At 70.9% G+C, this 22,387-nt stretch carries 21 protein-coding genes and 1 pseudogene; 14 read left to right on the top strand and 8 right to left on the bottom strand.

Annotated features, from left to right (window positions below):
• The first annotated feature begins 502 nt into the window (after window positions 1–502).
• The 10 genes and pseudogenes from ACQPZW_RS41995 to ACQPZW_RS41950 all read left to right on the top strand — a co-directional run bounded on the left by ACQPZW_RS41995 (window position 503) and on the right by ACQPZW_RS41950 (window position 9,274).
• The gene (locus tag ACQPZW_RS41995) at window positions 503–1,183 is read left to right on the top strand and encodes a sigma-70 family RNA polymerase sigma factor (protein ID WP_433791603.1); all 681 of its coding nucleotides are present in this window, start codon (window positions 503–505) and stop codon (window positions 1,181–1,183) included.
• On the top strand, window positions 1,180–1,953 hold the full coding sequence (locus tag ACQPZW_RS41990; protein WP_433791602.1) for a hypothetical protein: 774 nt from the start codon (window positions 1,180–1,182) through the stop codon (window positions 1,951–1,953). The genes ACQPZW_RS41995 and ACQPZW_RS41990 overlap by 4 nt, the downstream gene beginning before the upstream one ends.
• A gap of 223 nt (window positions 1,954–2,176) precedes the next feature.
• Complete coding sequence (locus ACQPZW_RS41985; RefSeq protein WP_433791601.1) at window positions 2,177–2,872, top strand: hypothetical protein; 696 nt, start codon at window positions 2,177–2,179, stop codon at window positions 2,870–2,872.
• Window positions 2,873–2,906: 34 nt separating this feature from the next.
• Entirely contained in the window at window positions 2,907–3,686 is a 780-nt protein-coding gene (locus ACQPZW_RS41980) for a DUF4142 domain-containing protein (RefSeq protein WP_433791600.1), read from the top strand.
• Between the two features lie 43 nt (window positions 3,687–3,729).
• Window positions 3,730–4,929: a Pecanex-like protein 1 gene (locus ACQPZW_RS41975; RefSeq protein WP_433791599.1), complete on the top strand. Its 1,200-nt coding sequence runs from the start codon at window positions 3,730–3,732 to the stop codon at window positions 4,927–4,929.
• Between the two features lie 247 nt (window positions 4,930–5,176).
• On the top strand, window positions 5,177–6,079 hold the full coding sequence (locus tag ACQPZW_RS41970; RefSeq protein WP_433791598.1) for a DNA-3-methyladenine glycosylase family protein: 903 nt from the start codon (window positions 5,177–5,179) through the stop codon (window positions 6,077–6,079).
• Between the two features lie 57 nt (window positions 6,080–6,136).
• Window positions 6,137–7,413, top strand: a pseudogene (locus ACQPZW_RS41965) (hemolysin family protein).
• 46 nt (window positions 7,414–7,459) lie between these two features.
• Window positions 7,460–8,026 carry a GAF domain-containing protein gene (locus ACQPZW_RS41960; protein WP_433791597.1) on the top strand — a complete coding sequence of 189 codons (567 nt, stop codon included), beginning with the start codon at window positions 7,460–7,462 and terminating at the stop codon, window positions 8,024–8,026.
• 26 nt (window positions 8,027–8,052) lie between these two features.
• The gene (locus ACQPZW_RS41955; protein ID WP_433791596.1) at window positions 8,053–8,253 is read left to right on the top strand and encodes a hypothetical protein; all 201 of its coding nucleotides are present in this window, start codon (window positions 8,053–8,055) and stop codon (window positions 8,251–8,253) included.
• 109 nt (window positions 8,254–8,362) lie between these two features.
• The gene (locus tag ACQPZW_RS41950) at window positions 8,363–9,274 is read left to right on the top strand and encodes a diacylglycerol/lipid kinase family protein (protein WP_433791595.1); all 912 of its coding nucleotides are present in this window, start codon (window positions 8,363–8,365) and stop codon (window positions 9,272–9,274) included.
• Here ACQPZW_RS41950 and ACQPZW_RS41945 read toward each other — a convergent pair.
• Window positions 9,267–10,364, bottom strand: coding sequence for an MBL fold metallo-hydrolase (locus ACQPZW_RS41945; RefSeq protein ID WP_433791594.1), 1,098 nt, complete (start codon window positions 10,362–10,364; stop codon window positions 9,267–9,269). The genes ACQPZW_RS41950 and ACQPZW_RS41945 overlap by 8 nt on opposite strands.
• An 89-nt stretch (window positions 10,365–10,453) precedes the next feature.
• On the opposite strand from ACQPZW_RS41945, the gene ACQPZW_RS41940 reads away from it, so the two are divergent.
• Complete coding sequence (locus tag ACQPZW_RS41940) at window positions 10,454–11,032, top strand: hypothetical protein (protein WP_433791593.1); 579 nt, start codon at window positions 10,454–10,456, stop codon at window positions 11,030–11,032.
• Between the two features lie 11 nt (window positions 11,033–11,043).
• Window positions 11,044–12,510 carry a deoxyguanosinetriphosphate triphosphohydrolase family protein gene (locus ACQPZW_RS41935; RefSeq protein ID WP_433791592.1) on the top strand — a complete coding sequence of 489 codons (1,467 nt, stop codon included), beginning with the start codon at window positions 11,044–11,046 and terminating at the stop codon, window positions 12,508–12,510.
• 20 nt (window positions 12,511–12,530) lie between these two features.
• Here the strand turns inward: ACQPZW_RS41935 and ACQPZW_RS41930 are convergent, their stop codons facing one another.
• The 4 genes from ACQPZW_RS41930 to ACQPZW_RS41915 all read right to left on the bottom strand — a co-directional run bounded on the left by ACQPZW_RS41930 (window position 12,531) and on the right by ACQPZW_RS41915 (window position 17,215).
• A complete protein-coding gene (locus ACQPZW_RS41930; protein ID WP_433791591.1) occupies window positions 12,531–14,171 on the bottom strand; it encodes a GMC oxidoreductase in 1,641 nt (546 codons plus the stop codon).
• Between the two features lie 38 nt (window positions 14,172–14,209).
• Window positions 14,210–15,808 carry a phospholipid carrier-dependent glycosyltransferase gene (locus tag ACQPZW_RS41925; RefSeq protein WP_433791590.1) on the bottom strand — a complete coding sequence of 533 codons (1,599 nt, stop codon included), beginning with the start codon at window positions 15,806–15,808 and terminating at the stop codon, window positions 14,210–14,212.
• Window positions 15,809–15,832: 24 nt separating this feature from the next.
• Window positions 15,833–16,261 carry a hypothetical protein gene (locus ACQPZW_RS41920; RefSeq protein ID WP_433791589.1) on the bottom strand — a complete coding sequence of 143 codons (429 nt, stop codon included), beginning with the start codon at window positions 16,259–16,261 and terminating at the stop codon, window positions 15,833–15,835.
• Window positions 16,262–16,360: 99 nt separating this feature from the next.
• A complete protein-coding gene (locus ACQPZW_RS41915) occupies window positions 16,361–17,215 on the bottom strand; it encodes a CDP-alcohol phosphatidyltransferase family protein (RefSeq protein ID WP_433791588.1) in 855 nt (284 codons plus the stop codon).
• 244 nt (window positions 17,216–17,459) lie between these two features.
• Between ACQPZW_RS41915 and ACQPZW_RS41910 the strand changes: the two genes are divergently transcribed.
• Both ACQPZW_RS41910 and ACQPZW_RS41905 read left to right on the top strand, forming a co-directional pair.
• A complete protein-coding gene (locus ACQPZW_RS41910; RefSeq protein ID WP_433791587.1) occupies window positions 17,460–18,746 on the top strand; it encodes a sensor histidine kinase in 1,287 nt (428 codons plus the stop codon).
• Entirely contained in the window at window positions 18,698–19,336 is a 639-nt protein-coding gene (locus ACQPZW_RS41905) for a response regulator (protein WP_433791586.1), read from the top strand. The genes ACQPZW_RS41910 and ACQPZW_RS41905 overlap by 49 nt, the downstream gene beginning before the upstream one ends.
• Here the strand turns inward: ACQPZW_RS41905 and ACQPZW_RS41900 are convergent.
• The 3 genes from ACQPZW_RS41900 to ACQPZW_RS41890 all read right to left on the bottom strand — a co-directional run bounded on the left by ACQPZW_RS41900 (window position 19,326) and on the right by ACQPZW_RS41890 (window position 22,367).
• Window positions 19,326–20,363, bottom strand: coding sequence for a WD40/YVTN/BNR-like repeat-containing protein (locus tag ACQPZW_RS41900; RefSeq protein ID WP_433791585.1), 1,038 nt, complete (start codon window positions 20,361–20,363; stop codon window positions 19,326–19,328). The genes ACQPZW_RS41905 and ACQPZW_RS41900 overlap by 11 nt on opposite strands.
• Window positions 20,364–20,381: 18 nt before the next feature.
• Complete coding sequence (locus tag ACQPZW_RS41895) at window positions 20,382–20,567, bottom strand: hypothetical protein (RefSeq protein WP_433791584.1); 186 nt, start codon at window positions 20,565–20,567, stop codon at window positions 20,382–20,384.
• Window positions 20,568–20,666: 99 nt separating this feature from the next.
• Entirely contained in the window at window positions 20,667–22,367 is a 1,701-nt protein-coding gene (locus ACQPZW_RS41890) for an alpha/beta hydrolase (RefSeq protein ID WP_433791583.1), read from the bottom strand.
• Between the last annotated feature and the right edge of the window lie 20 nt (window positions 22,368–22,387).

The raw sequence follows: 22,387 nt of genomic DNA, 5'->3' as shown, positions 1-22,387 counted from the left end.
CCCGTCCGAGGGCGCGGCGGTCCGGGCTCGCGCACGGTCACCGCGCACGCGTCCGCGAGGGGCGGCCGCGCAGGCCGCCGAACTGCGGGATCAGAAATGGGAGCGCTCCCTGACGGGTGTCGCCCGAAAGGGCCCGACCGGAATTCCAGCATCCCCCGTTCGGTTCGCCGGAGCGCTCATTCGCCGCACATTACGCACGTGTGACGACGGAGCGGAATCGCTCGTTCACGCTGCGAGATCACGCTCTCCGCCGCAGGGGAGAATTATTCTCGGGGACATGTCCAGGGCCGAATGCCACTGAGTATCATTCGCCCTTACCTGGCGTCCCAATCGGCGTTGATCAATACAGAGCGTGATCGGCGGCTGGGCGCGCCTTCCCTCTCGAACGCAGCGGAGGACCGTTGAGACCAAGTGTCCCGGAAATTCTCGCCCCGGCTTTGATCCCGGCCGGGCCTCCCGGCCGTATATCGGGCGACGGGGAAAGGTCCGGGCGGAGGTATCGATGCATGCGGTGGCCGAGGATCGGCTCACGCCGGAAAGGGTGCTTGTGATGGCACGGCAACCTTCCGGTGGCAGGTGGCAGGCTCTCGACGGCGGCAACAACCGCGACGAGGGCACGGTGATCCCGCGACAGACGCCGCGGCACGAGGCCGCTCCCAACAGCACGCCCGGTCACGAGGACACCCTCGTCCGGCTGCTGTACGAGGAGCACGCCGGCCCCCTGCTGATGTTCGTCCTGCGGCTGACCGGCGGTGACCGGCAGCGCGCCGAGGACATCGTGCAGGAGACGCTGCTCCGCGCCTGGCGCAACGCGCACCGGCTCGGCGCACAGGGGCAGCAGTCGCTGCGCCCGTGGCTGGTCACGGTCGCCCGGCGGATCGCCATCGACGAGCATCGCAGCGCCAACGCCCGTCCCGCCGAGACGTACGATCGTGAGCTGGAGAGCTTTCCGACCACGTCCGACGAGACCGACAAGGTCCTGCAGTCGATGACGGTGTCGGACGCGCTCCGGCAGCTCAGCCACTCGCACCGGGAGATCCTCATCGAGACGTATTTCCGCGGGCGCACCGTGCCGGAGGCGGCCGAGTCGCTGAACCTGCCGCTCGGCACAGCCAAGTCGCGGGTCTACTACGCGCTGCGTGCCCTGCGTACCGCGCTGCAGCAGCGGGGGGTGACCGAATGACGCAGGACCAGCACTACGACGTCGCGTCCTACGCCCTGGGCATCCTGGACGACCGTGACGCGGCGCGTTTCGAGGACCACCTCATCGACTGCGCGCAGTGCGCGTACGAGCTGGAGTCCTTCGTCGAGGTGGCGGACGTCCTGGCGACGGTCGACGGTGAGGCCTTCGCGGCCGCCGAGCGTGCCGAGCGCGACGGCGCGGTGCTCAACAAGATGCTGCGCGAGGTCGGCGTGGAGCGGCAGCGGGCCAACAGCCGCCGGCTCTACTCGCTGGCCGCCGCCGTGGTCGTCTTCGCGATGCTCTCCATCGGCGCGCTCTTCGCCGGCGGACAGTGGCTCGCCCCGGACAGTGGTCCCGGCACGCCCACCACCCCGGCCGAGGCCGGCAACCAGCTGGACCCGCTGCCGGTGGGCGGTGTGAACATCGGTGGCACGAAGCTGCCCGGTGAGAACTACACCGGCAACGACGCCCGGACCGGTGTCAGTGCCGTGGTGGGCCTGCTGAAGAAGGACTGGGGCACCCAGGTCTCCTTCGCGGTCGCCGGCGTCACCGGGCCGAAGGAGTGCGCCCTGTTCCTGGTCCGCCGGGACGGCACCTCGGAGAAGGTCGCCGCCTGGACCGTGGGGGAGAAGGGCTGGGGCACGGCCGCCAACAAGGAGCCGCTCATGCTCCAGGCCGTCACGTCCACCCCGGTCGCGGACATCGCCCACGTGCAGGTGCAGGAGATCACCGACAGCGGCGCCGGGGAGACCCTGGTTCGCGTTCCGTAACCGTACGAGCACGGAAATGGCCCGGTCGCTCAGCGACCGGGCCATTTCTCATGCCAGGGGTCTTCGTATTACGTGCCGGACGGCCGGAAGGTTCAACCGAAAAATCATTGATTTGATCCATCCGAATGTTCAACCGTCTTCGACCGCGCTCCGTACTACTGCCCGGAAATGCCAAGAGCCATGAAATCAGCTGGAGGGCCCCGTGGCACCGGAGAAGCGGACGTTGAAGTTGAAGGTTCTCGGCGCGTCGTTGGTTGCGGCGATCGCACTGACCGGATGCGCCCCGGCCGGACTCAACAACACCGCAGACTACGGAAACGCCGCTGAGCCGGCGTCCAACGATGTGGTGGCGACTCCGGGCGCGACCGCCGGAGCAGAGCCGGAGACGGACCCGAGCGCCGAGGCGACCGCCGAGGCGGCTCCGGGCGACGCGAACACCCCGGAGATCAGCGACGAGCTGGCCACCAACGAACTGAACGCGGCCAAGGTCGCCCGGATGGGCACCACGGTCCAGGACGAGAACGGCTTCGTCCTCTACCGGTTCGACAAGGACGAGGACAGCCCGGCCAAGTCGAACTGCAACGGCGACTGCGCCAAGATCTGGCCGGCGGCGATCACCAACGACGGCGAGCCGAAGCTCAAGGGCATCGACGAGTCGCTCGTCGGGACGGTCACCCGCGCCGACGGCACCAAGCAGCTCACGCTCAAGGGCTGGCCGCTCTACCGCTACATCGGTGACAAGAAGCCGGGTCAGTGGAAGGGCCAGAACGTCAGCGGCACCTGGTTCGTGATCCAGCCGAACGGCACCAAGAACCTGACCTGTCTCCCCGCGGTCTCCAAGCCGGTCGCCCCGCCCGCCGACGACAGCTCCGGCGACGCCGGCGGCGAGGCGGACTCGGGCAGCGACTACAGCTACTGACTGGCACAGGCACCGGAAAGGTTGGAGGAGATACATGAGGACCCGCCGGATCCCCCGATGGCTGACCGCCACGCTGGCGTTGTCCCTGGCGTTCATGGTGACGCCGGCCGGGATGGCACGAGCTGCCGACAACCCCGTGCCGGTTCCCCCTAACACCGGTCTCACCGACAACGGCTCCGGCGTCATCAGCGCCGCGGACCGCGACTTCGTGGTCAAGGTGCGGCTCGCCGGCCTCTGGGAGATCCCCGCCGGGAACATGGCGGCGGAGAAGTCGGAGAACCCGGTCGTCAAGAAGATCGGCGCGGATATCGCCAAGCAGCACGAGTCGCTCGACGCCCTGGACCGCGCGGTCGCCGCGAAGCTCGGCATCATGCTGCCGAACGGACCCAACGGCAATCAGCAGGCCTGGCTGAACGAGATGCGGACCGCCGCGACCCCGCAGCAGTTCGATCAGATCTTCATCGACCGGCTGCGGGCCGCGCACGGCTCCATCTTCCCGGCCATCGCCACGATCCGGGGCACCACCCGTAACGACTCGGTCCGCAAGCTCGCCCAGCAGACCAACCAGTTCGTGATGACGCACATGACGCTGCTGGAGAGCAGCGGCATCGTCGACTACGCCGCGCTGCCCACAGCGCCGGCGCCGGCGACGAACCCCGGTCAGGGCCCCGTGCCCATCGACAACCAGATGCTGGTCGCCGCGACCGAAGGCCAGAACGTGCCCGGCCTCAGCAACACCGTGATCCTGTTGGTCCTCGCTGCCGCGCTGGTGGTCGGGGTCGTCACCACCATGCGCATCTTCCGCGCGCGGTAGGTCAAACATCGCCCGCCCACGGCGACAGAGAAAGGTGTCACCCATGCGAAGGTCCAAGTACCGGCGCGCCAACTCTCCGGCGTGGTTCAGCGGTCGGCGCCGCATAGTCGTCGTCGCCGCGGCCGCCCTGGCCGCGTTCGGTGGCGTCGTGACCGTCACGCAGATCTCCAGTGCCGGCACCAAGAGCCAGAACGACGCCGGCACCAATTCTGCGCTGGCGTCCTGCGACAAGCTGCAGGCTCCGGCTCGGTCGCGTCTGTCCACTCAGACGCGTAAGGGCACGTACACCACTAACAACGGCCAGGTCACGCAGCACGCGGACGACGGCGCCGGCGACGTGGCGACGACTGCCCAGCTCCAGGCCCGGTGCCGGGAGTGGGTCACGAACAACGTGGCCAACGCCGAGACGCTGGCCCGCCGTGGCCGTGGCAACAACAACGGCGGCAACAACAACGGTGGCAACCAGGGCAACACTGGCGGCAACCAGGGCAACACCGGTGGCAACCAGGGCAACAACGGCGGGAACAACGGCGGCAACGCCAGTGCCGCGCCGAGCCAGGCCGCTTCCTCCGCGCCGGCCAACAACGGCGGCAACAACGGTGGGAACAACAACGGTGGCAACCAGGGCAACACCGGTGGCAACCAGGGCAACAACGGTGGCAACAACGGCGGCGGAGCCGTCACGCCGCCGCCCGGCGCCGGCCTCGGTATCCTCACCAACAGCTGTGACACCTCCAACCTGGAGGACCACGACGGTTTCCAGAAGGGCAACCGGTGCGTCTCGACCGAGTTCGGTGAGGTCGGCGCGGCCGGGAACAACCCGACCCTGCTGATCACGAACGCTCCCCGCCAGGTGAACCGGAACACCCCGTTCACCCTCCAGGTGAGCACCCGGAACCTGATCCGTGACCGGTTCCTCGCGGCCGGCCAGGGCGGTTACTACGTGGAGTCCAGCGTTCTGCAGAACGGCCTGGTCCGCGGTCACTTCCACACCGCCTGCCGGATCCTGGACAACCGCAACGCGGCTCCGGCTCCGGACCCGGTCCCGGCGTTCTTCGTCGCGACCGAGGACAGGCGCGGTGGCGCCCAGCCGGACACCGTGGCCATCCAGGTGGCGGGCCTGCCCCAGGCGGGCGAGTTCCAGTGCTCCTCGTGGGCCGGTGACGGCTCGCACCGTATCCCGATGATGGAGCGCGCCAACCAGACGCCGGCCTTCGACTCGGTTCGCATCCGGGTCCGCTGACCGGCACGACCACCGCGGAGCCGACGTAGTTCCATCGGCGCTGAACCGGTCCGGGGCAACCCGGACCGGGCCCCCCATCAGCGCCGGTGGGCGTCCTTCCCCCTGCCGGACGCCGGCGGCGGTTCCGCACAGAGTGACCGGACCTTTCTCGGGTGTCCGGTCACGGCCCGATGGCCCTGACCCCGGAGCATGGTCAGGGCCATCGGCGTGCCCGCCGAAGGACGGCCCGGAGTGGCATAGTTGCGCGGTGACCGTGACCCGCCGGCTGAGCCCACCGGAGCGTTATGCCTTCGGCCCCTCGGTGCGGTCCCTGCTCGTGCCGAGACACGATCCGTGCGGCCTGGCCCGTGAGGACGGGTTCTGGCTGGCGATGCGGACGCCGGAGGGCCCGGCCACCCTTCATCTGGCGCGGTCCGCGGGGGAGCTCGTCGCGACCGGCCACGGGCCCGGGGCGAGCTGGGCCGTCGACCGCGCGGACGCGGTCGCCGGCCTGCGCGACGACGTGAGCGGTCTCCCGGCGCTGGCGGCGCGGCATCCTCTCGTCGAGCGCCTGGCCAAGACCTTCTCGGGGGTACGCCTACCCGCCACCGGCCGGGTCTTCCCCCGTCTGTTGCGCGCGATTCTGGAGCAGAAGGTCACCGGCAAGGAGGCGCACCGGTCGTACCGTGCGGTCTGCCGGCACTTCGGGGAGCCCGCACCCGGGCCGGTCGAGCTGCTCCTGCCGCCGGATCCGGCGGCCGTGGCGGCCACCGCCTACTGGGTGTTCCATCCGTTCGGGGTGGAGCAGCGCCGCACCCAGGCCCTGCTGCGTGCCGCGCTGGTCGCCGACCGGCTGGAGGCCTGTGCCGACGCGGCCGAGGTCACCGCCCGGATGACCGCCCTGCCGGGGATCGGCCCGTGGACGGCGGCCGAGACGGTGCGCCTGTCGCACGGCGACGCGGACGCGGTGAGCGTCGGCGACTTCCACATCCCGAACACGGTGGCCTATGCGCTGGCCGGTGAGGCGCGCGGCACCGACGAGCGGATGCTGGAGCTGCTCGAGCCGTTCCGCGGGCATCGTGGCCGGGTCTGCGATCTGCTGGCGCTCGGCGGGATCAGTGCCCCGAAGTTCGGTCCGCGGATGCCGCTACGGTCGTTCTCCCGGTTCTGAGCCGCCATGCTCGGTAAATTGTTCGGGATTGTGTGATTTGTCCCGAAGGGCGAAGCGATGGATGGCCTGGGCGTTCCGATCCTTCTGGTGTTTCTCCTGATCCTGGTGAACGCCCTGTTCACCGGCAGCGAGATGGCCCTCATCTCGCTCCGGGAGGGTCAGGTCCAGCGTCTCGAGCGCGAGTCGCGGTCCGGCCGGGTGCTGGCCCGGCTCACCCGCGACTCCAACCGGTTCCTCGCCACCATCCAGATCGGCATCACGCTCGGCGGGTTCCTCGCCTCCGCGGTGGCCGCCAACTCCCTCTCCAAGCCGCTGGAGGCACATCTCGGCTTCCTCGGCCCCGCGGCGGGGGCCGTCTCCACGTTCCTGACCACCCTGGTCCTGACCTTCGTGACCCTGGTCCTCGGCGAGCTCGCGCCGAAACGGATCGCGATGCAGCGGGCCGAGGGCTGGGCGCTTCTGGTGGCCCGGCCGCTCGACGTGCTGTCGAACATCTCCCGCCCGGCGGTCTGGCTGCTCGGCAAGTCCACCGACGGAGTGGTCCGGCTGGCCGGAGTAGACCCCACGCCCAGCGCGACGAGGTCACCACCGAGGAGATCCGCGACCTGGTCGCCGCCCAACAGGAGTTCTCCGCCGAGCAGCGGACCATCATCTCCGGGGCGTTCGAGATCGCCGACCGGATCCTGCGCGAGATCCTGGTGCCCCGCCGCGACGTGCTCACCCTGCCCAGCGGCCGCCTGGCCGCCGAGGCGCTGCGCGCGCTGATCGACGGCGGGCACTCCCGGGCTCCGGTGATCGGCCCGGCCGGGCTGGACGACGTGATCGGCGTGGTGCACCTGCGTGACCTGGTCGGTGCGGACTGCCCGGTCGACGACCTGGCCCGGCCGCCGATGTTCCTGCCGGAGACGCTGCGGGTCACCGACGCCCTCAAGCAGCTGCGCGCCGAACGCCAGCCGCTCGCCCTGGTCGTCGACGAGCGCGGCGCCATCGAGGGCATCGTCACCATCGAGGACCTGGTCGAGGAGATCGTCGGCGAGATCTACGACGAGACCGACCGGGACGTGGCGGCGACCGTCCGCGAGCCTGACGGCGCCCTGCTCATGCCCGGCTCGTTCCCCATCCACGACCTGCCGGACGTCGGCTTTCACGGCCACCACCAGGAGGAGGGCGACTACACCACGATCGCCGGGATGGTGCTGGCCAAGCTGGGGCACATCCCGACCGGGCCGGGGGAGGTGGTGACCCTGCCCGAGTTCACCGCCGAGGTGACCGAGGTGACCGGCCGGGCCATCACCGGGGTGCGCGTGCGTGCTCATCCCGCCGAGAACGACTGACGATCTGTGCGATCCCGGCGGCGGTTCCGGGAATAGGCTTCCGTCCATGACAGAGTCGTCGAACGCCTACGAGTATCTGGACAACGTGGACCCGCGGGAGCAGGACCGGCTCGCCGCGGTGCGCCGCTATCGATTGGTCGACCAGCCGGTGGAGGACGCGTACGACCGGATCGCGTTCGTGGCCGGCGCCCTCTTCGGCACGCCGATCGCCACCGTCTCCCTGGTCGAGCGTGACCGGGTGTGGCTGGCCGCCTGTCAGGGGCTGGCCGGCGTCCGCGAGGTCGGCAAGGAGCCCGGCCTGTGCGCCTCGGTGATCGCCCAGGACGACGTCTACGTGATCAACAACGCTGCCGTGGATCCGCGGACCCTGGAGCACCCCCTGGTCCGGGGCGACCTGGGCCTGCGGTTCTATGCCGCCGCGCCGATCCGCACCCACGACGGCTACCGCCTCGGCACCGTCAACGTGATCGACAGCGTGCCGCGGGAGGCGAACCCGCGCCAGCTCACCGCGCTGCAGCACCTGGCGTCGATCGTCGCCGACGAGTTGGAGCTGCGGCTCATGGTGATCCGCAGCGCGGCCGCCGAACAACGTATGCGGGAGACCGTGAACTGATCATGCAGAGTGGGTAATCGGACGGCATGATCTGGAACCTCCTTCGCAGAATCGTGCTGACCGCGGTCCTCGTCCCGCTCGGCGTGGCGGGCGCCCGCAAGCTCGGCGACGCCGTGGAACGCCGCCGGGGACCGAACAATCGCGCCTCCCGGTGGCTCCGGCAGGGCGCCGATACCGCACAGACCCTCTTCGGCCGTAAGAAGCGCCGCCGTTTCGGCTTCCGCTGAGTCCGCATGCCCGTCCCGTGTGGTCCTCGCCGGGGCCTCGGCGACGCTCAGGCGCCGATGACGACCACACGGGTTTCGGGCGGCACCCGGATGGGGTAACGGCGGCGGTATGCGTACCCCCCGCACGATCGCCGTCGTCGCCCACCAGCGCAAGAACCTCGGTGGCGGCCTCGACGAGCTGCGCCGGCTCCTGACCGGCCGTGACGTCGAGAAGCTGCTCTGGTTCGAGGTGCCCAAGAGCCGCAAGGCGCCGAAGAAGGTCCGCAAGGCCGTCCGGGCCGGTGTCGACCTGCTCGTCGTCTGGGGCGGCGACGGGATGGTCCAGCGCACCCTCGACGTCCTCGCGAGCGAGAAGGGCGGGTCGAAGATCCCGGTCGCGATCATGCCGGCCGGCACCGGCAACCTGCTCGCCGGCAATCTGGGCGTCCCGACCGACCTGGAGAAGGCCGTCGACATCGCCTTCACCGGCGAGCGCCGCCGCTACGACCTGGGCCGCCTCGGCGGGGAGCACTTCGCGGTGATGGCGGGCGTCGGCTTCGACGGCGCGATGATCAAGGACGCCGACGGGGCGCTCAAGGACCGGCTCGGCAAACTCGCCTACGTCTGGACGGGCCTGCGCCACGTCAACGGCGAGGCGCCGCACGCGACGATCCGCATCGACGGCAACGACTGGTTCGACGGCGAGGCCAGCTGCGTGCTGATCGGCAACGTCGGCACCATCACCGGCGGCATCCACGCCTTCGACGACGCGAGCCCCGACGACGGCTGGCTCGACGTCGGCGTCGCCACCGCTCAGAACGCCCTGCAGTGGGCGCGTGCCCTCGGCACCATGGCGGTCAGCCGCTCCGACCACTCACCGTTCGTCCGTACCACCCGGGCCCGCCGCATCGACGTGACCCTGGCCTCGAAACTCGAGTACGAGCTGGACGGCGGCGCCCGCGCCAAGACGAAGAAGTTCACCGCCGAGATCGTCCCGGCCGCCGTCCAGATCTGCGTCCCCGCAGCGGAGGAGACTAGCTGATCTGCTGCCACCAGCCGTCGACCGCCGGCGGATTGTCGACGTCGACCCGCTCACCCGGCCGCGGCACCGCGAGCGCCACGTCGCGCGCCTTCGCCTCCCGCCAGGTCCGGTCGGCCGGCTCCGACCAGTCGTGCAGGGCCAGGTTGAAGGTCGCCCAGTGCACCGGGATCAGCAGCCCGCCGCGCACGTCGACGTGGGTGGCCACCCCGTCCTCAGGCGTCATGTGGATGTCCGGCCAACCGTCGCCGTACGCCCCGATCTGCACCAGCGAGGCGTCGAACGGCCCGAACTCCTCGCCGATCTCCGCGAACCCGGGGAAATAGCCGGTGTCGCCGGAGTAGAACACCTTCCGCGTCGGCCCGTTGATCACCCAGCTGGCCCAGAGGGTCTCGTCGCGGGTCAGGCCACGCCCGGAGAAGTGCCGGGCCGGTGTCGCTACGAACTCCACCCCGGCGACCGTGGCCCGCTCGTGCCAGTCCAGCTCGATGATGCGGCCCACCGGCACGCCCCAGCGCTCCAGGTGCGCCCCGACGCCCAGCGGCACCAGGAACTTCGCCGCCTGCAGGTCGGCCAGCGTCTGGATGGTCGCCATGTCCAGGTGGTCGTAGTGGTCGTGGGAGATCACCACGGCGTCGATCGGGGGCAGGTCGCGCAGCGCCACCGGCGGCTCGTGCAGCCGCCGCGGGCCGGCCAGCCGGGACGGGGAGCAGCGGTCGCTCCACACCGGGTCGAGCAGGACCCGGCGGCCCTCGATCTCGATCAGGGCGGACGAGTGCCCGTACCACGTGATGTGAAGTCCCTGCGCGTCGCCGCCCGCCACCGGCGTGACCAGCGGGACCGGAAGATGCGGCCGCCGTGCCTCGCGGCCGGTGGCCGCCGCCAGCGCGAGCCGCGGCATGGACGCGGCGGTGATCTCGGTGGCCGGCACCGTGTTGCGGAACTTGCCGCCGGAATACTGCGGCGACGACTCGACCCGGCCCCGCCGGGAGCCGGAGGCCCGGGCACCCAGCTGTGCGGGAATGTCACGGGCGGCCCACACCGCCGCGGCGGCCAGCGCCAGAGCCATCACGGTACGCGTTCGTTTCGCCATGGGCTCCAGTCTGGCCTGCCGCGGTTCGCCACGGCCACCGCAGCCCTCAGCATTGCCTCAGCAAGTGACCGGTATGACACACTGCCGCGGTGACGCAAGACACCCTTCAGCAGCAGACTCACCTCATCGTGCGTCAGCGCATCCGCCTCATGGTCAACCAGTACGAGGTCCACGCCGTCTCCCCCAGCGGCGAGGAGGCCGGTCTCCTCGCCTTCGCTCAGCAGAAGCGGCTGGCGTTCAAGGAGCAGGTCACCCTCTACACCGACGACACCAAGCAGTACCCGGTGCTCGGTTTCAAGGCCCGGCAGGTCATCGACCTCGGCGCCACCTACGACGTGTTCGACGCGAACGGGCAGCCCATCGGCCTGTTCCGGAAGAACTTCGCGGCCTCCCTGCTGCGCTCCAGTTGGATCGTCGAGCAGCCCGGCTACGCCGAGATCGCCGGGCAGGAGCGCAATCCGTGGGTCGCGGTGCTGCGGCGGTTCATCGACTACCTGTCGTGGCTGCCGTACCACTTCGACTTCACCATCCAGGGCCGCCCGGCCTTCTCGGTGGTGCGCAAGTGGGGTCTGCGGGACACGTACCAGGTCAGCATCCACGACCAGTACCTTGACCGCCGCCTCGTGGTGGCGATGGCCGTCGCGCTGGACGCTCTGCAGAGTCGGTAGATTCTGCGGGCATGGACGATCCACGTGCTCAGCGCCTCTTCGGTGACAGTCTGGTAGCCCCCGGAGATCTGGCGCAGAGCCCGTTCCGCGTCGACCGGGACCGGATCGTCAGCTCGCCCTTCCTGGCCCGTCTCGCCGGGGTCACCCAGGTGATCAGCCCCGGCGGGGCGGGACTGCTCGTGCACAACCGCCTCACCCACAGCCTCAAGGTGGCGCAGGTGGGGCGGGCCATCGCCGAGCGCCTGCAGGCCGCGAGCCCCGACCTGGCCGAGAAGCTCGGCGGCTGCGACCCCGACGTCGTGGAGGCGGCCGCCCTCGCCCACGACCTCGGGCACCCGCCGTTCGGGCACCTCGGCGAGCGGGTCCTCGACCGGCTGGCCCGGCACCGGCTCGGGCTGCCCGACGGCTTCGAGGGCAATGCCCAGTCGTACCGGATCGTGACCAGCACCGAGATCGGCGGCCAGGCCACCATCGGGCTCAACCTGACGAACGCGGTCCGTGCCGCCATCCTCAAGTACCCGTGGACCAGGCTCACCCACCCCGACCCGCACCCGCGGTTCATGGACCCACCCCCGCGCGGCGCCGCCGTCGTGCCCGGCGACCCGGAGGGCGGCTCCCTCAAGTTCGGCGCCTACTCCACCGAGATCGTCGACGTCCGCGCCGCCCGTGCGCCGTTCGCCGGTCGGGTCGCCGACTGGCAGCAGACCGTCGAGGCCTCGGTGATGGATGCCGCCGACGACATCGCCTACGCCATCCACGACCTGGAGGACGTGCACCGGGTCGGCGTCCTGCAGCAGGGCCTCGTCGCCACCGAGCTGATGGCCTGGCAGCGCTGGGGCAGTGAGTCCGACCTCACCCGGGCCGGCGGCGCCATCGAGTCGCTGCGCCGCAGCCTGCGCCGTAAGGAGGACTGGATCGCCGATGACGAGGCCTTCGCCGACGCCGTCGAGCTGGTCCGGGCCGAGCTCGTCGACGGCCTCCTGGCGCGCCCCTTCGACGGCTCCCTGGAGGCCGAGGCCCGGGTCGCCGCCTTCTCCGCCAACTGGACCCGCCGCCTCGTCGACTCGGTCGAGCTCGTCGGGCAGCCCGCCGTCCGCAGCAGCCACGCCCAGCTGTCCCGCGCCCAGTGGCACGAGGTGCAGATCCTCAAGTTCGTCCAGAACCGGTTCGTCCTCGAACGGCCCGACCTCGCCCTCCACCAGCGTGGCCAGGCCCGGCTGCTGGCCTCCCTGGTGGAGGCCCTGATCGCCTGGATCACCGATCCCGACGAGGAGCAGCGCCTGCCGCGGCGCCTCCGCGACCTGGTCGAGCTCGCCGAGACCGAGCTCCCGGCCGGCACCCCCGACCGTCTCTCCCGGGCCCGCGGCCGCGCCGTCGTCGACTTCGTCGCCGGCCTCACCGACAGCCAGGCCGTCGGCCTGATGGAGGCCCTGTCCGGCCGGTCCCGCCAGCTCTGGACCGACGCCTTCGTCCTCTGACGGCAGGCGTCCCGGCCCGCTCAGGCGGGTCCGAGGCGCAGGGCCGCCGGCGCGTGGGCCGGGACGGCGGGGGAGCGTGGTGCGACGGGGTCGAGGCGCTGGTAGGCGGCGCCGACGGCCGGGCGCGGGTCGGGTTCGCCCTTGTTGGGCCAGAGGGCGACGGCCCGTTCGGCGAGAGCGGTGATCGTCAGGGACGGGTTGACGCCGAGGTTCGCCGGCACCGCAGAGCCGTCGATGACGTGCAGTCCCGGATAGCCGTAGACCCGGTGGTAGGCGTCGACGACCCCGGTGGACGGCGAGTCCCCGATGGTGGCGCCGCCGAGGATGTGCGCGGTGAGCGGGATGTTGAAGATGTCGCCCACCGTTCCACCGGGGTAGCCCCCGATCCGGTCGGCGATCCGGCGGACGGCTTCGTGCCCGACCGGGATCCAGGTGGGGTTGGCCCTGCCGTGTCCGAGCGTGGTGGTGAGCCGTCCGGTACGGGTGCGCCGAACCGTGAGCGAGTTGTCCACCGACTGCATGACCAGGGCGATGATGGTCCGCTCGCTCCACCGGCGCACCGACAGCGAGTGACCGAGGACGACCGGGTGGCGCAGCGCCTGCCACAGGAACCGCAGTGGCCGGGGCACCCGCCCACCCCCGTCGACGAGGATCGTGGACAGCAGCCCCATGGCGTTGCTGCGCGGCCCGTACCGGACCGGCTCGATGTGCGTGTCGGCGTCCGGGTGGAACGACGAGGTGATCGCGATGCCCTGCGAGAACGGCTGTGCGGGCACGTCCTTGGTGGCGGCCCCGAGCAGTGCCTCGGAGTTGGTGCGGGTGAGTTGCCCGATCCGTCCGGACAGGGCGGGCAGCACCCCGCGGTCCTTCATGGCGTGCAGGAGCCGCTGCGTGCCGAGGGCCCCGGCGGACAGGACGACCTGGCCCGCGGTGAAGACGCCACGCCGGGTCTCGATCCGCCACCCTTCACCGTCCGGGCGCAGGGTGGTGACCTCGGTGTCCGGGTGGACCGTGACGCCGGCCTGTTCGGCCAGGTAGAGGTAGTTGACGTCGAGCCGGTTCTTGGCGCCGACCCGGCAGCCGATCATGCAGTCGCCGCACTCGACGCAGCCGGTGCGGTCCGGTCCGGCGCCGCCGAAGTACGGGTCGGGCACGGTCTTGCCGGGTTCGCCGAAGAACACCCCGACCGGGGTACGCCGGAACGTGTGCCCCACTCCCATGTCCTCGGCGACCTGCTTGATGACGACGTCCGACGACGTCATGGTCGGCTGTTCGACGACGCCGAGCATCCGGGACGCCTGGTCGTAGAAGGGCGCCAGCTCGGCCGACCAGTCGGTGATCCCGGACCAGTGCGGGTCGGCGAAGAACGGGGCGGGTGGCACGTACAGCGTGTTGGCGTAGACGAGGGAGCCGCCGCCGACGCCCGCCGCGGACAGCACCATGATGTCCTTGAGGAGGGTGATCCGCTGCATGCCGCGCATCCCGAGCTTGGGCGCCCACAGGAAGTTGCGCAGGTCCCAGGAGGTCTTGGGCAGGGTGTCGGGGGTGAACCGGCGGCCGGCTTCGAGCACGGCGACCCGGTATCCCTTCTCCGCCAGCCGTAGAGCGCTGACGCTGCCACCGAAGCCGCTGCCCACGATCACGATGTCGAAGTGCGTCATCGTGTCACCTAAGCATTACCCGTCGGTAACCTTCAAGGTCAGCGGCGATAGATCCTGATGGAATGGCCTACGTGGCCTATCTCCTGAGATGTGGCGATCATCTGTTTCAGGCGGGGCCCGGCGAGCGCCACCCGCGAGTCGGAGACGACCAGCAGGCCGTGGACCTCGTCGAGCGGCACGGAATACGGGTCGCGCGCCTTGATCCCGTAGTAGGCGGGCACCCCGGACCCCTTGTAGACCAGCCAGATCTGCTCGCCCGGATGCTCGGCGCGCAGGTGGACCCCGAGCCGGGCCAGGTCCTGACCCCAGTCGACATTGGCGTCGTGCAGGTTGAGGTGGGTCTGCGCGGTCCCACCGAACGCCTCGTTCGAATACGGCAGATAGTACGGAAATGTCAGAACTGAGCTGGTAGCCACCCAGAGGACCAGCACCGCCGCGGCGATCCGGGACGCCGTCAACCTGATCAGCGCCACGGCCCCGGCCGCCACCGCCAGGAACAGATGCAGATGGATCGCGTATCGGGTGCCGTAGTTGCGCGCCCCGGTCATCGTGACCAGCAGCAGCACCACCGAGACCGGCAGCAGGTAGAGCAGCGCCGCCCGCAGCCGCGGCACCATCAGCATGGTGAAGAGCCCGCCCGCCCAGAGCGCCAGCATCCCCAGCGGCGTCTTGATCAGGAGCGCGATCGGCATGTAATACCAGGGCGACCCCTTGTAGGACTCGCCCAGCAGGAAGCCGTTGAACAGCCGGTTCTCGAACTTGAACTGGACCAGCATGCCGTCGGTGTAGGCCTGCGGAAACGGCAGCAGGTCGACGGCCAGGCGTTTCAGCCCGTGCACGTCGGGCAGGTTCGGCGGGGTGGTCCAGCGCAGCCGCGGATCCACCACGAGATAGACGAACCACACCACCGCGACCGCGATCACACCGGCGCCCACGGCCGCACCCGCGGCGATCAGCAGACGGCGCCTCAGATCATCGGTCCGGGCCCGCCAGGCGGACCATCCGGCGAGCAACAGCAGCAGGGGTACGGCGGGGAGCACGCTCATGCGAGTGGCGAGAGCCGCCCCGAGAGCCACCCCGGCCACCGGAACCCAGAGCACGGGGCGGGTCCGCGCTCGCCAGGCGGCCCAGAACGCGGTCAGCAGCATCCCGGCGGCCGGCACGTCCAGGGTGGCGAGCGATCCGTGCGCGATCACGTCGGGGGAGAAGCTGTACATCGCGAGGGCGATCAGAGCGCCCCACGGCCCGGCCAGGTCACGCGCGAAGAGAAGCACCACCAGCCCGAAGACCAGGGTGAGCAGGATGACCGGCAGCCGGGCCAGCAGCATCAGGTGGAACGGATTGTTACCGGTCTCGTAGAGCAGGTGCCGCCCGAGCCGGGTCTGGTTGCCGCGGTAGGCCGGGTCGAGCTGCGCGCCGGCGAACGCCGTGCCGGCCGCGATGATCAGCTTGCCGAGCGGCGGGTGCTCCGGGTTGTAGCGCAGGCTGTGCTGCTGCCGGTAGACCTCGGCGGTCGCCACGTAGACCGGCTCGTCGATGGTCGGCGACTGCTGGACCGCCGTCGTCACCATGGCGAACGCCATCTGCCCCAGCATCGCCACCACGGCCAGGACGTAGAGCAGGCGGCGGCGTGGCATCGGGCCAATCTAGCCGGGCCCCGATCACACGCCCACCGTCCGGGTGGCCACCAGTCCGCGGGCCGCGTCGCCGGTCACCGACGGTATCTCCAGGGTCCACTCACCGGTGAGACAGCAGTCCCGGCCGAGGCTCATTCCCGCGAGGCGCCGCCGCTGTGCCGCGCGGTACACCTGGGCACACGCGTCACCCGGGAGCGCGAGCTGAGCGGCGTGCAGCACACCGTCGGCGGACTGGACCTCGAAGTGCACGTGCGGCCAGTGCCCGGCCTGGGCCTCGGGGAACGCGCTGCCGAACGACACCCAGCCGGCCGGGTCGGCGACCTGCCGGCCGACCGGCTCGTGACCGCCGCAGTGCCAGAGGCTGACCGTGCAGCCGGTTCGCGGCCGGCCCGAGTTGGCGCTCACCAGCCGCAGTTTGACCGTGAGGGCTACGCCGAGGGTGGGCTTCGTCATGGCCGTCTGTTCGCCCGCGATCGGCGAGCGCTGAGGGGTTTCCCCGGTGCGGAGACGGAGCACCCCCGGCGCCGGGACGCCGGGGGTGCTCCGTCTCGCTCAGAACGCGGAGGTGACGTGCTCCGCCTCGTGCTCTTCGTAGGCGGCCTTGGCGGCGGCCAGCTTGCCGGGGAACTGCCGGCACGTCTGGTACAGCTTGAAGATCAGGAACATCTCGAAGGCGAGCAGGGCGGCACCGGCCGCGATGGTGACCGGGAAGATCAGGCCGGTGATCGGGGCGATGATGAAGACCGACATCTCGTACTCGATGCCGCTGAACAGGTGCGTGCGGATCCGGTTGCGGCGCAGTGTCTGGCCGATCCGGCTCTTCAGCGAGCCGCCGCCGACGGGGCCCGGCTCCGGCATCTCGTCGTCCTCGGACGCCTCGATCTCGGCCGCGACCGGTCGGCGGTAGGCGCCGATCTGGTCCTTGATCGTGCGCCGGACCTTCGCCATCTGGGCGCTGTTGAGATAGCGGAACAGGTCCAGGAAGACGACGACGGCCATCAGCCACAGATACGCCACGTCGCCGGTCCGGGCGTACTGGCCGCCGAACAGGGCCAGTGCGATGAAGAAGACCCGCACCCGGTCCAGCACGAAGTCGAGCCACAGCCCGAACATGGTGCCCGTCCCGTTCAGCCGCGCGATCTTGCCGTCCATGCAGTCGACCACGAAGCTGATGTGGAACAGGACACCGCCCGCGACGAGCGCCCACCGGTCCCCCGTGGCGAAACAGGCGGCCGCGCCGAATCCGAAGATCGACGCGATAAGGGTCAGAACGTTGGGCGTGATCCATCGGTACGGCGCTACCAGACGCACCAGTCGAGACGCCAGCGGGTCGACCAGAAGCACGGTCCACCATGCGTCGACCGGCTTGTAGGTCCGTTCCCGGATCTCCTGCAAGGTCACCTTCACGCGCGGCACTTTAGACCTTAATCCTCTGAAAACGCTATGTGGCCCGCCGATGAACCAGGGTTACTACCTGGGGTAATGCCGATCACGGCGGCCAGTAGTCGGATACTGCCCGGTAGTCACCACACGGTATCGCTCTCTGCGGTAAGGCGACTCTACGCCCGGTCCGGCAGCTCCGCTCCGACGGCGTGCAGGCGGTAGGGCTGGCACTACCGACATCCTGGCGCCCGGTGACCAGGATGAGGGCATGGACTCGCGTGACTGGATCCGGGACGGCTTCCGTGCCGTCGCAGGCGGGCTGCTCGCCGTCCCCCTCGCCGTCGTGAACATCCCGCTGTTCGCGCTCTTCGTGGTGTCGCTGGTGCTGACCCCGGTGCTCGGCATCGGCCTGCTGCTGATGCCGTTGATGACGATGCTGATCCGGGCGCGCGCCGACGTGTCGCGCCGGCTCGCCGCGGGCCGGGGCGTGGCCATCGTCCGGCCGTACCGTCCCCGGCCGGACGGCGTGGTCCTCGGCAGCCTGCGCTACTACCAGTGGCTGATCACCGACCCTGCGACCTGGCGTGACGTGGCCTGGCTGCTGCCGGGCGCGGTGGCCGGCCTGGTGCTGGGTGTGCTCTCGCTGGCCCTGCCGGCCTACGGGCTCGAGGGCATCCTGCTCATCCCGCTCTGGATCTGGCTGGGCACCGACTCGTACGGCTACGGCATGATCTGGCCGATCGAGACCATCGGCGAGGGCTTCCTGTCACTGCCGCAGGGTGCGCTGATCCTGTCGATCGGGATCGCGGCCGCACCGTACCTCCGCCGTTTCGACGCCCTCTTCAACCGCCTGTTCCTGGCCCCGACCCGGGCGGCCGAACTGCGCATGCGGGTCAGTCAGCTCACCGTCACCCGGGCCGACACGGTCGACGCCCAGGCCGCCGAGCTGCGCCGGATCGAGCGTGACCTGCACGACGGCGCCCAGGCCCGGCTGGTCGCCCTCGGCATGACGATCGGGCTCGCCGAGGAGATCGTCGACGCCGACCCGGTCACCGCACGCAAGCTGCTCGCCGAGGCGCGGGAGAGCAGCTCGGCCGCCCTGGTCGAGCTGCGTCACCTGGTCCGGGGCATCCACCCGCCGGTGCTCGCCGAGCGCGGCCTGGAGGGAGCCGTCCGGGCGCTGGCGATGGCCCTGCCGATCCCGGTCACGGTGAACACCGCGCTGCCGGGCCGGCTCGACACGCCCGTCGAGTCGGCCGCCTACTTCGCGGTGGCCGAGGTGATGGCGAACGCGGTCCGGCACAGCGCGGCCGGCAACGGCGCCGTGGACCTGTGGCACACCGGGGACACGCTGGTCATGCGGGTCAGCGACGACGGTCGCGGCGGGGCCGACCCGTCCGCCGGCACCGGCCTGCGAGGCATCGAACGTCGTCTCGCCGCCTTCGATGGCACGATGAGCCTGTCCAGCCCGCCGGGCGGACCGACCGTCGTGACCATGGAGCTGCCGTGCGCGTTGTCCTCGCCGAAGACCTCGCCCTCCTCCGGGACGGGCTGACCCGTCTGCTCGAGGCGTTCGACTTCCAGGTGGTGGCGGCGGTCGACAACGGACCGGCCCTGCTGCCGGCCCTGCTGGAGCACCGGCCGGACGTGGCGGTGGTGGACGTGCGGTTGCCGCCCACCTTCACCGACGAGGGCCTGCAGGCGGCGATCGAGGCCCGTCAGAAGGTGCCCGGCCTGCCCGTGCTGGTGCTCTCCCAGCACGTCGAGCCCCTCTACGCCCGGGAGCTGCTGACCGATCGCGCGGGCGGGGTCGGATACCTGCTGAAGGACCGGGTGGCGAACGTGGCCCAGTTCGTCGACGCGGTGCGCCGGGTGGCGGGCGGCGGCACCGCGATGGACCCGGAGGTCGTCTCGCAACTGCTCGCCCGCCGCTCGTCACCGCTGTCCGGGCTGACCGTCCGGGAGCGCGAGGTGCTCTCGCTGATGGCCGAGGGGCGCTCGAACGGGGCGATCGCCGCCAAGCTGTTCGTCGGCGAGAAGGCGGTCAGCAAGCACATCAGCAGCATCTTCACGAAGCTGGACCTGCCGCCCTCGGACGACGACCACCGCCGGGTCCTGGCCGTGCTGACCTATCTCAACGCTTGAGCCTCGCCACCCGGCCGTCCTTGCCGGACGCCCAGCAGGAGCCGTCATCGGTGCAGGCCACCGCATCGAAACTGCCGGTGTCGAAGCGCCGCCAGGTCACGCCGCCGTCGAAGGAGACGTCGCTGCCGGTCGGGCCGACCGCCAGCGCGGTACGTCCACGCCACCACGCCACCCCGGACCGGTACTCGCCGGGCACCCGCTTCGAGACGGTCCAGTGCCGGCCGCCGTCCCGGGTGACCGCCGCACCGTCCGGAGCGGACGTCTCGGCGTTGTAGTCGCCACCGACCGCGATGCCCTGTCCCGGATTCCGGAAGGCCAGCGAGTAGATACCGGCGCTGAGCCCGCTCGGCAGCGGCGAATCGGTCACCGACCAGGTCCAGCCGCCGTCGGAGGACGCGAACACCCGGGCCGTGGCGTCGCCGCCGGTGGCGAACCAGGCGTGCCGGCCGGCCGAGACGAGACAGGTGCCGCTGGCCGCGAAGGCGAACTCGCCGGGCAGCGCGGCCGGCATGCCGCCGGTCGGCCGGACCGTCCAGGTGCGGCCGCCGTCACGGGTCGCGAGGATCCGGAACCTCCCGTCGACCGGGTCGGACAGGGCCAGTCCGTGCCGCCGGTCGCTGAAGGTCAGGCAGTCGTAGAAGGCGGTCGGCTCGTCGTTGCGGAACGTCTCGGTCCAGGAGGCGCCGCCGTCCGAGGTGGAGTAGACCCGGGAGTCCGGGCCGTTGCCGATGGTCAGCGCCACCGCGTGCCGTGAGTCGAAGGCCTCGATGTCGCGGAACTGCAGCCCGGCCGCCTCGGGTGGGCCGACCGACGCCCAGGTGCGCCCGCCGTCCACGGTCCGCAGCACCGTCCCGGCGGATCCGGCCGCCCACGCGACGTGCGCGCTGACCGGGGCGAGCCCACGGAACCGCGCGGTCGAGCCGGTGTCGGTGAGCTGCCAGGACAGTCCGGGGCCCGGGGTGAATCCGGTGCCGCCGACCACGACGAGGGCGAGCACTGCGATGGACAGTTTTCGATGCAACGTCATGCCGGCGAACCTACCGCGTCAAGCGGCGGATCTCGATGGGCTCGGCGCCGGGGGAGGGGCCGTGCTCTCGTCCGCCAGCAGGCGCCCGGCGAGCAGCCCGCCTCCGAGGACCAGCACGGCGGCGATCATGGCCACCAGTCCCCGTGCCACCGGCCGGGGCCGTCGTTCCGGCAGTCGCTGGAACCCGCTCAGCGCATCACCCATCACCGGCCCCCTCTCGCACTCCCCACCTTCGATTCTCAACGCGCGGGGGGCTTCGACGGCGATCACTCGATGCGGTTCGGCCGAACAACCAGGGTGGCCTCATCCGTCCAGCAGGGCTCGCAGCCGAATGCTGTCCGCCGTGGTCCAGCCGGGTGGCGCCGCGAGGGCGGCCCATCCGTCGACCGTCTCCGACCGGTACGAGTGCCCGTGCCCGGTCGGCACCTTGTTGGAGAAGACCAGGTCACAGGTGATCTGCCAGAACGTGATGCCGGGGTACCAGTGCATGTCCGGGGTGACGTCCGGTGCCCGCTGCCCGACGAGCCACTGTGGCTTCTTCCACAGCAGGTCCCAGCTCCACCACACCACCGGGTCCGTCGCGTTCTGCAGATAGACCACTTTCGGTGGGGGGCCGGACAGGTCACGCAACTCGGCCGCGTCGTCGGCGAACTCCACCGGCAGCCCCGGGTAGGACGGGTCCCAGATCGGGCTGCCCGCGGCCCGGCCCTCGGTGAGCACGCGGTGCGACGGGTTGGCGAAGGTCGGTCCCAGCAGCAGCGCCCCGTCCGCCCCGTCGACCAGGCGCTCCGGCGTGCCGAAGGTCATCTCCATCCCGTACGTCCCGAGGCTCTCGCCGAACAGCAGCAACCGCGGCCGCGTGGCCGCCGGGAGCGCCGCCCACCTCGCGCGCACCGCGCCGATCAGCGCGTCGGCCGCGTCGGCCACCCCGGAGCGGTCCCCCATGAAGGCGAAGAAGCTGGGCAGGTAGGAGTACTGCATGGACACCACCGCGGTGTCCCCGGCATTCATGAACTCCAGGGAACGGGGGACCTTGTTGTCCACCCAGCCGGTGCCGGTCGGGGTGATGACGGCGATCACCGCCCGGTCGAACGCGCCGGTCCGGTCCATCTCCCGGACCACCAGCTCGGCCCGCTGCGCCAGCGTGTCGGCCGAGGCGAGTCCGGCGTAGACCCGGATCGGCTCGATCGCCGGCCGCCCGGCGAACCCGGTGAGCTCCTCGACGGTGGGCGTCCCGGCCACGAACGTGCGGCCCTGACGGCCCAGCGAGTCCCACCGGACGAGGGACTGCGGCCCGCCCGAGCGCAGCGTGGACGCCGGAACGGTGACGCCGTTGCCGGTCCCGTTGTTCTCCACGGCGGCCAGCCGGTCGACGGTGCTGAACAGGTTGGCGACCAGCAGGCCGTCGAAGGCCGAATACGCCAGGACGGCCACCACCAGGGTGCCCGCACAGTAGGCGGCCCGCTGCGGGACGACGCGCCGGAACAGCAGCGCGCAACCGTACGTCGCCAGGCGTAGCAGCCTGGCGATCAGCAGCAGCAGGCCGAAGGTGAGCAGGCTGGCCCCGACGGTACGGGCGATGTCGTACTCCGGGACGGGGGCCATGCCGAGCCGGACCCGCAGGTCACGCTGCCAGCGGGTGCCGAGCCAGAGGAAGATCCCCACCAGCGCCGGCACCACCGCGGCGAGCACCGCCCAGGCGATCAGCGTGGTGCGGGCGCGGAACGGGCCGTGCAGTCGGCGGCCCAGCGCTCCGGCGGCGGCGCCGAGCGCATATCCCATGGCGGCGGTGATCCCGGCGACCACACCCTGCAGGAACCAGGCGCGCGGCAGCAGCGACGGGGTGAAGGAGAGACAGTAGAAGACGGCGGCCAGACCGGTGCCGGTGACGCTGAGGTGGGAGCGGAGGATGCGGCGCCGGACCGGCGACGGGACCGTGGCGAGCGGGGTGTCCTCGATCGATCGGCGGGGGAGGGGATCCGGGAGAGCAGCGTCCTCTGCCACCCGGGCGGGGACGCAACCAC

It is taken from the genome of Actinoplanes sp. CA-252034, assembly GCF_050956125.1.
In the GTDB taxonomy this organism is placed as follows: Bacteria; Actinomycetota; Actinomycetes; order Mycobacteriales; family Micromonosporaceae; genus Actinoplanes.
The sequence above is the reverse complement of the archived record's forward strand: the minus strand, read 5'-3'. Positions and strand labels throughout refer to the sequence as shown.

What these genes read in the sequence shown, in the direction of transcription:
- ACQPZW_RS41995 (WP_433791603.1), top strand. Translation starts at nt 503, where the DNA reads ATGCATGCGGTGGCCGAGGATCGGCTCACGCCGGAAAGGGTGCTTGTG.
- ACQPZW_RS41990 (WP_433791602.1), top strand. Translation starts at nt 1,180, where the DNA reads ATGACGCAGGACCAGCACTACGACGTCGCGTCCTACGCCCTGGGCATC.
- ACQPZW_RS41980 (WP_433791600.1), top strand. Translation starts at nt 2,907, where the DNA reads ATGAGGACCCGCCGGATCCCCCGATGGCTGACCGCCACGCTGGCGTTG.
- ACQPZW_RS41975 (WP_433791599.1), top strand. Translation starts at nt 3,730, where the DNA reads ATGCGAAGGTCCAAGTACCGGCGCGCCAACTCTCCGGCGTGGTTCAGC.
- ACQPZW_RS41960 (WP_433791597.1), top strand. Translation starts at nt 7,460, where the DNA reads ATGACAGAGTCGTCGAACGCCTACGAGTATCTGGACAACGTGGACCCG.
- ACQPZW_RS41955 (WP_433791596.1), top strand. Translation starts at nt 8,053, where the DNA reads ATGATCTGGAACCTCCTTCGCAGAATCGTGCTGACCGCGGTCCTCGTC.
- ACQPZW_RS41950 (WP_433791595.1), top strand. Translation starts at nt 8,363, where the DNA reads ATGCGTACCCCCCGCACGATCGCCGTCGTCGCCCACCAGCGCAAGAAC.
- ACQPZW_RS41945 (WP_433791594.1), bottom strand. Translation starts at nt 10,364, where the DNA reads ATGGCGAAACGAACGCGTACCGTGATGGCTCTGGCGCTGGCCGCCGCG.
- ACQPZW_RS41935 (WP_433791592.1), top strand. Translation starts at nt 11,044, where the DNA reads ATGGACGATCCACGTGCTCAGCGCCTCTTCGGTGACAGTCTGGTAGCC.
- ACQPZW_RS41930 (WP_433791591.1), bottom strand. Translation starts at nt 14,171, where the DNA reads ATGACGCACTTCGACATCGTGATCGTGGGCAGCGGCTTCGGTGGCAGC.
- ACQPZW_RS41925 (WP_433791590.1), bottom strand. Translation starts at nt 15,808, where the DNA reads ATGCCACGCCGCCGCCTGCTCTACGTCCTGGCCGTGGTGGCGATGCTG.
- ACQPZW_RS41920 (WP_433791589.1), bottom strand. Translation starts at nt 16,261, where the DNA reads ATGACGAAGCCCACCCTCGGCGTAGCCCTCACGGTCAAACTGCGGCTG.
- ACQPZW_RS41910 (WP_433791587.1), top strand. Translation starts at nt 17,460, where the DNA reads ATGGACTCGCGTGACTGGATCCGGGACGGCTTCCGTGCCGTCGCAGGC.
- ACQPZW_RS41900 (WP_433791585.1), bottom strand. Translation starts at nt 20,363, where the DNA reads ATGACGTTGCATCGAAAACTGTCCATCGCAGTGCTCGCCCTCGTCGTG.
- ACQPZW_RS41895 (WP_433791584.1), bottom strand. Translation starts at nt 20,567, where the DNA reads ATGGGTGATGCGCTGAGCGGGTTCCAGCGACTGCCGGAACGACGGCCC.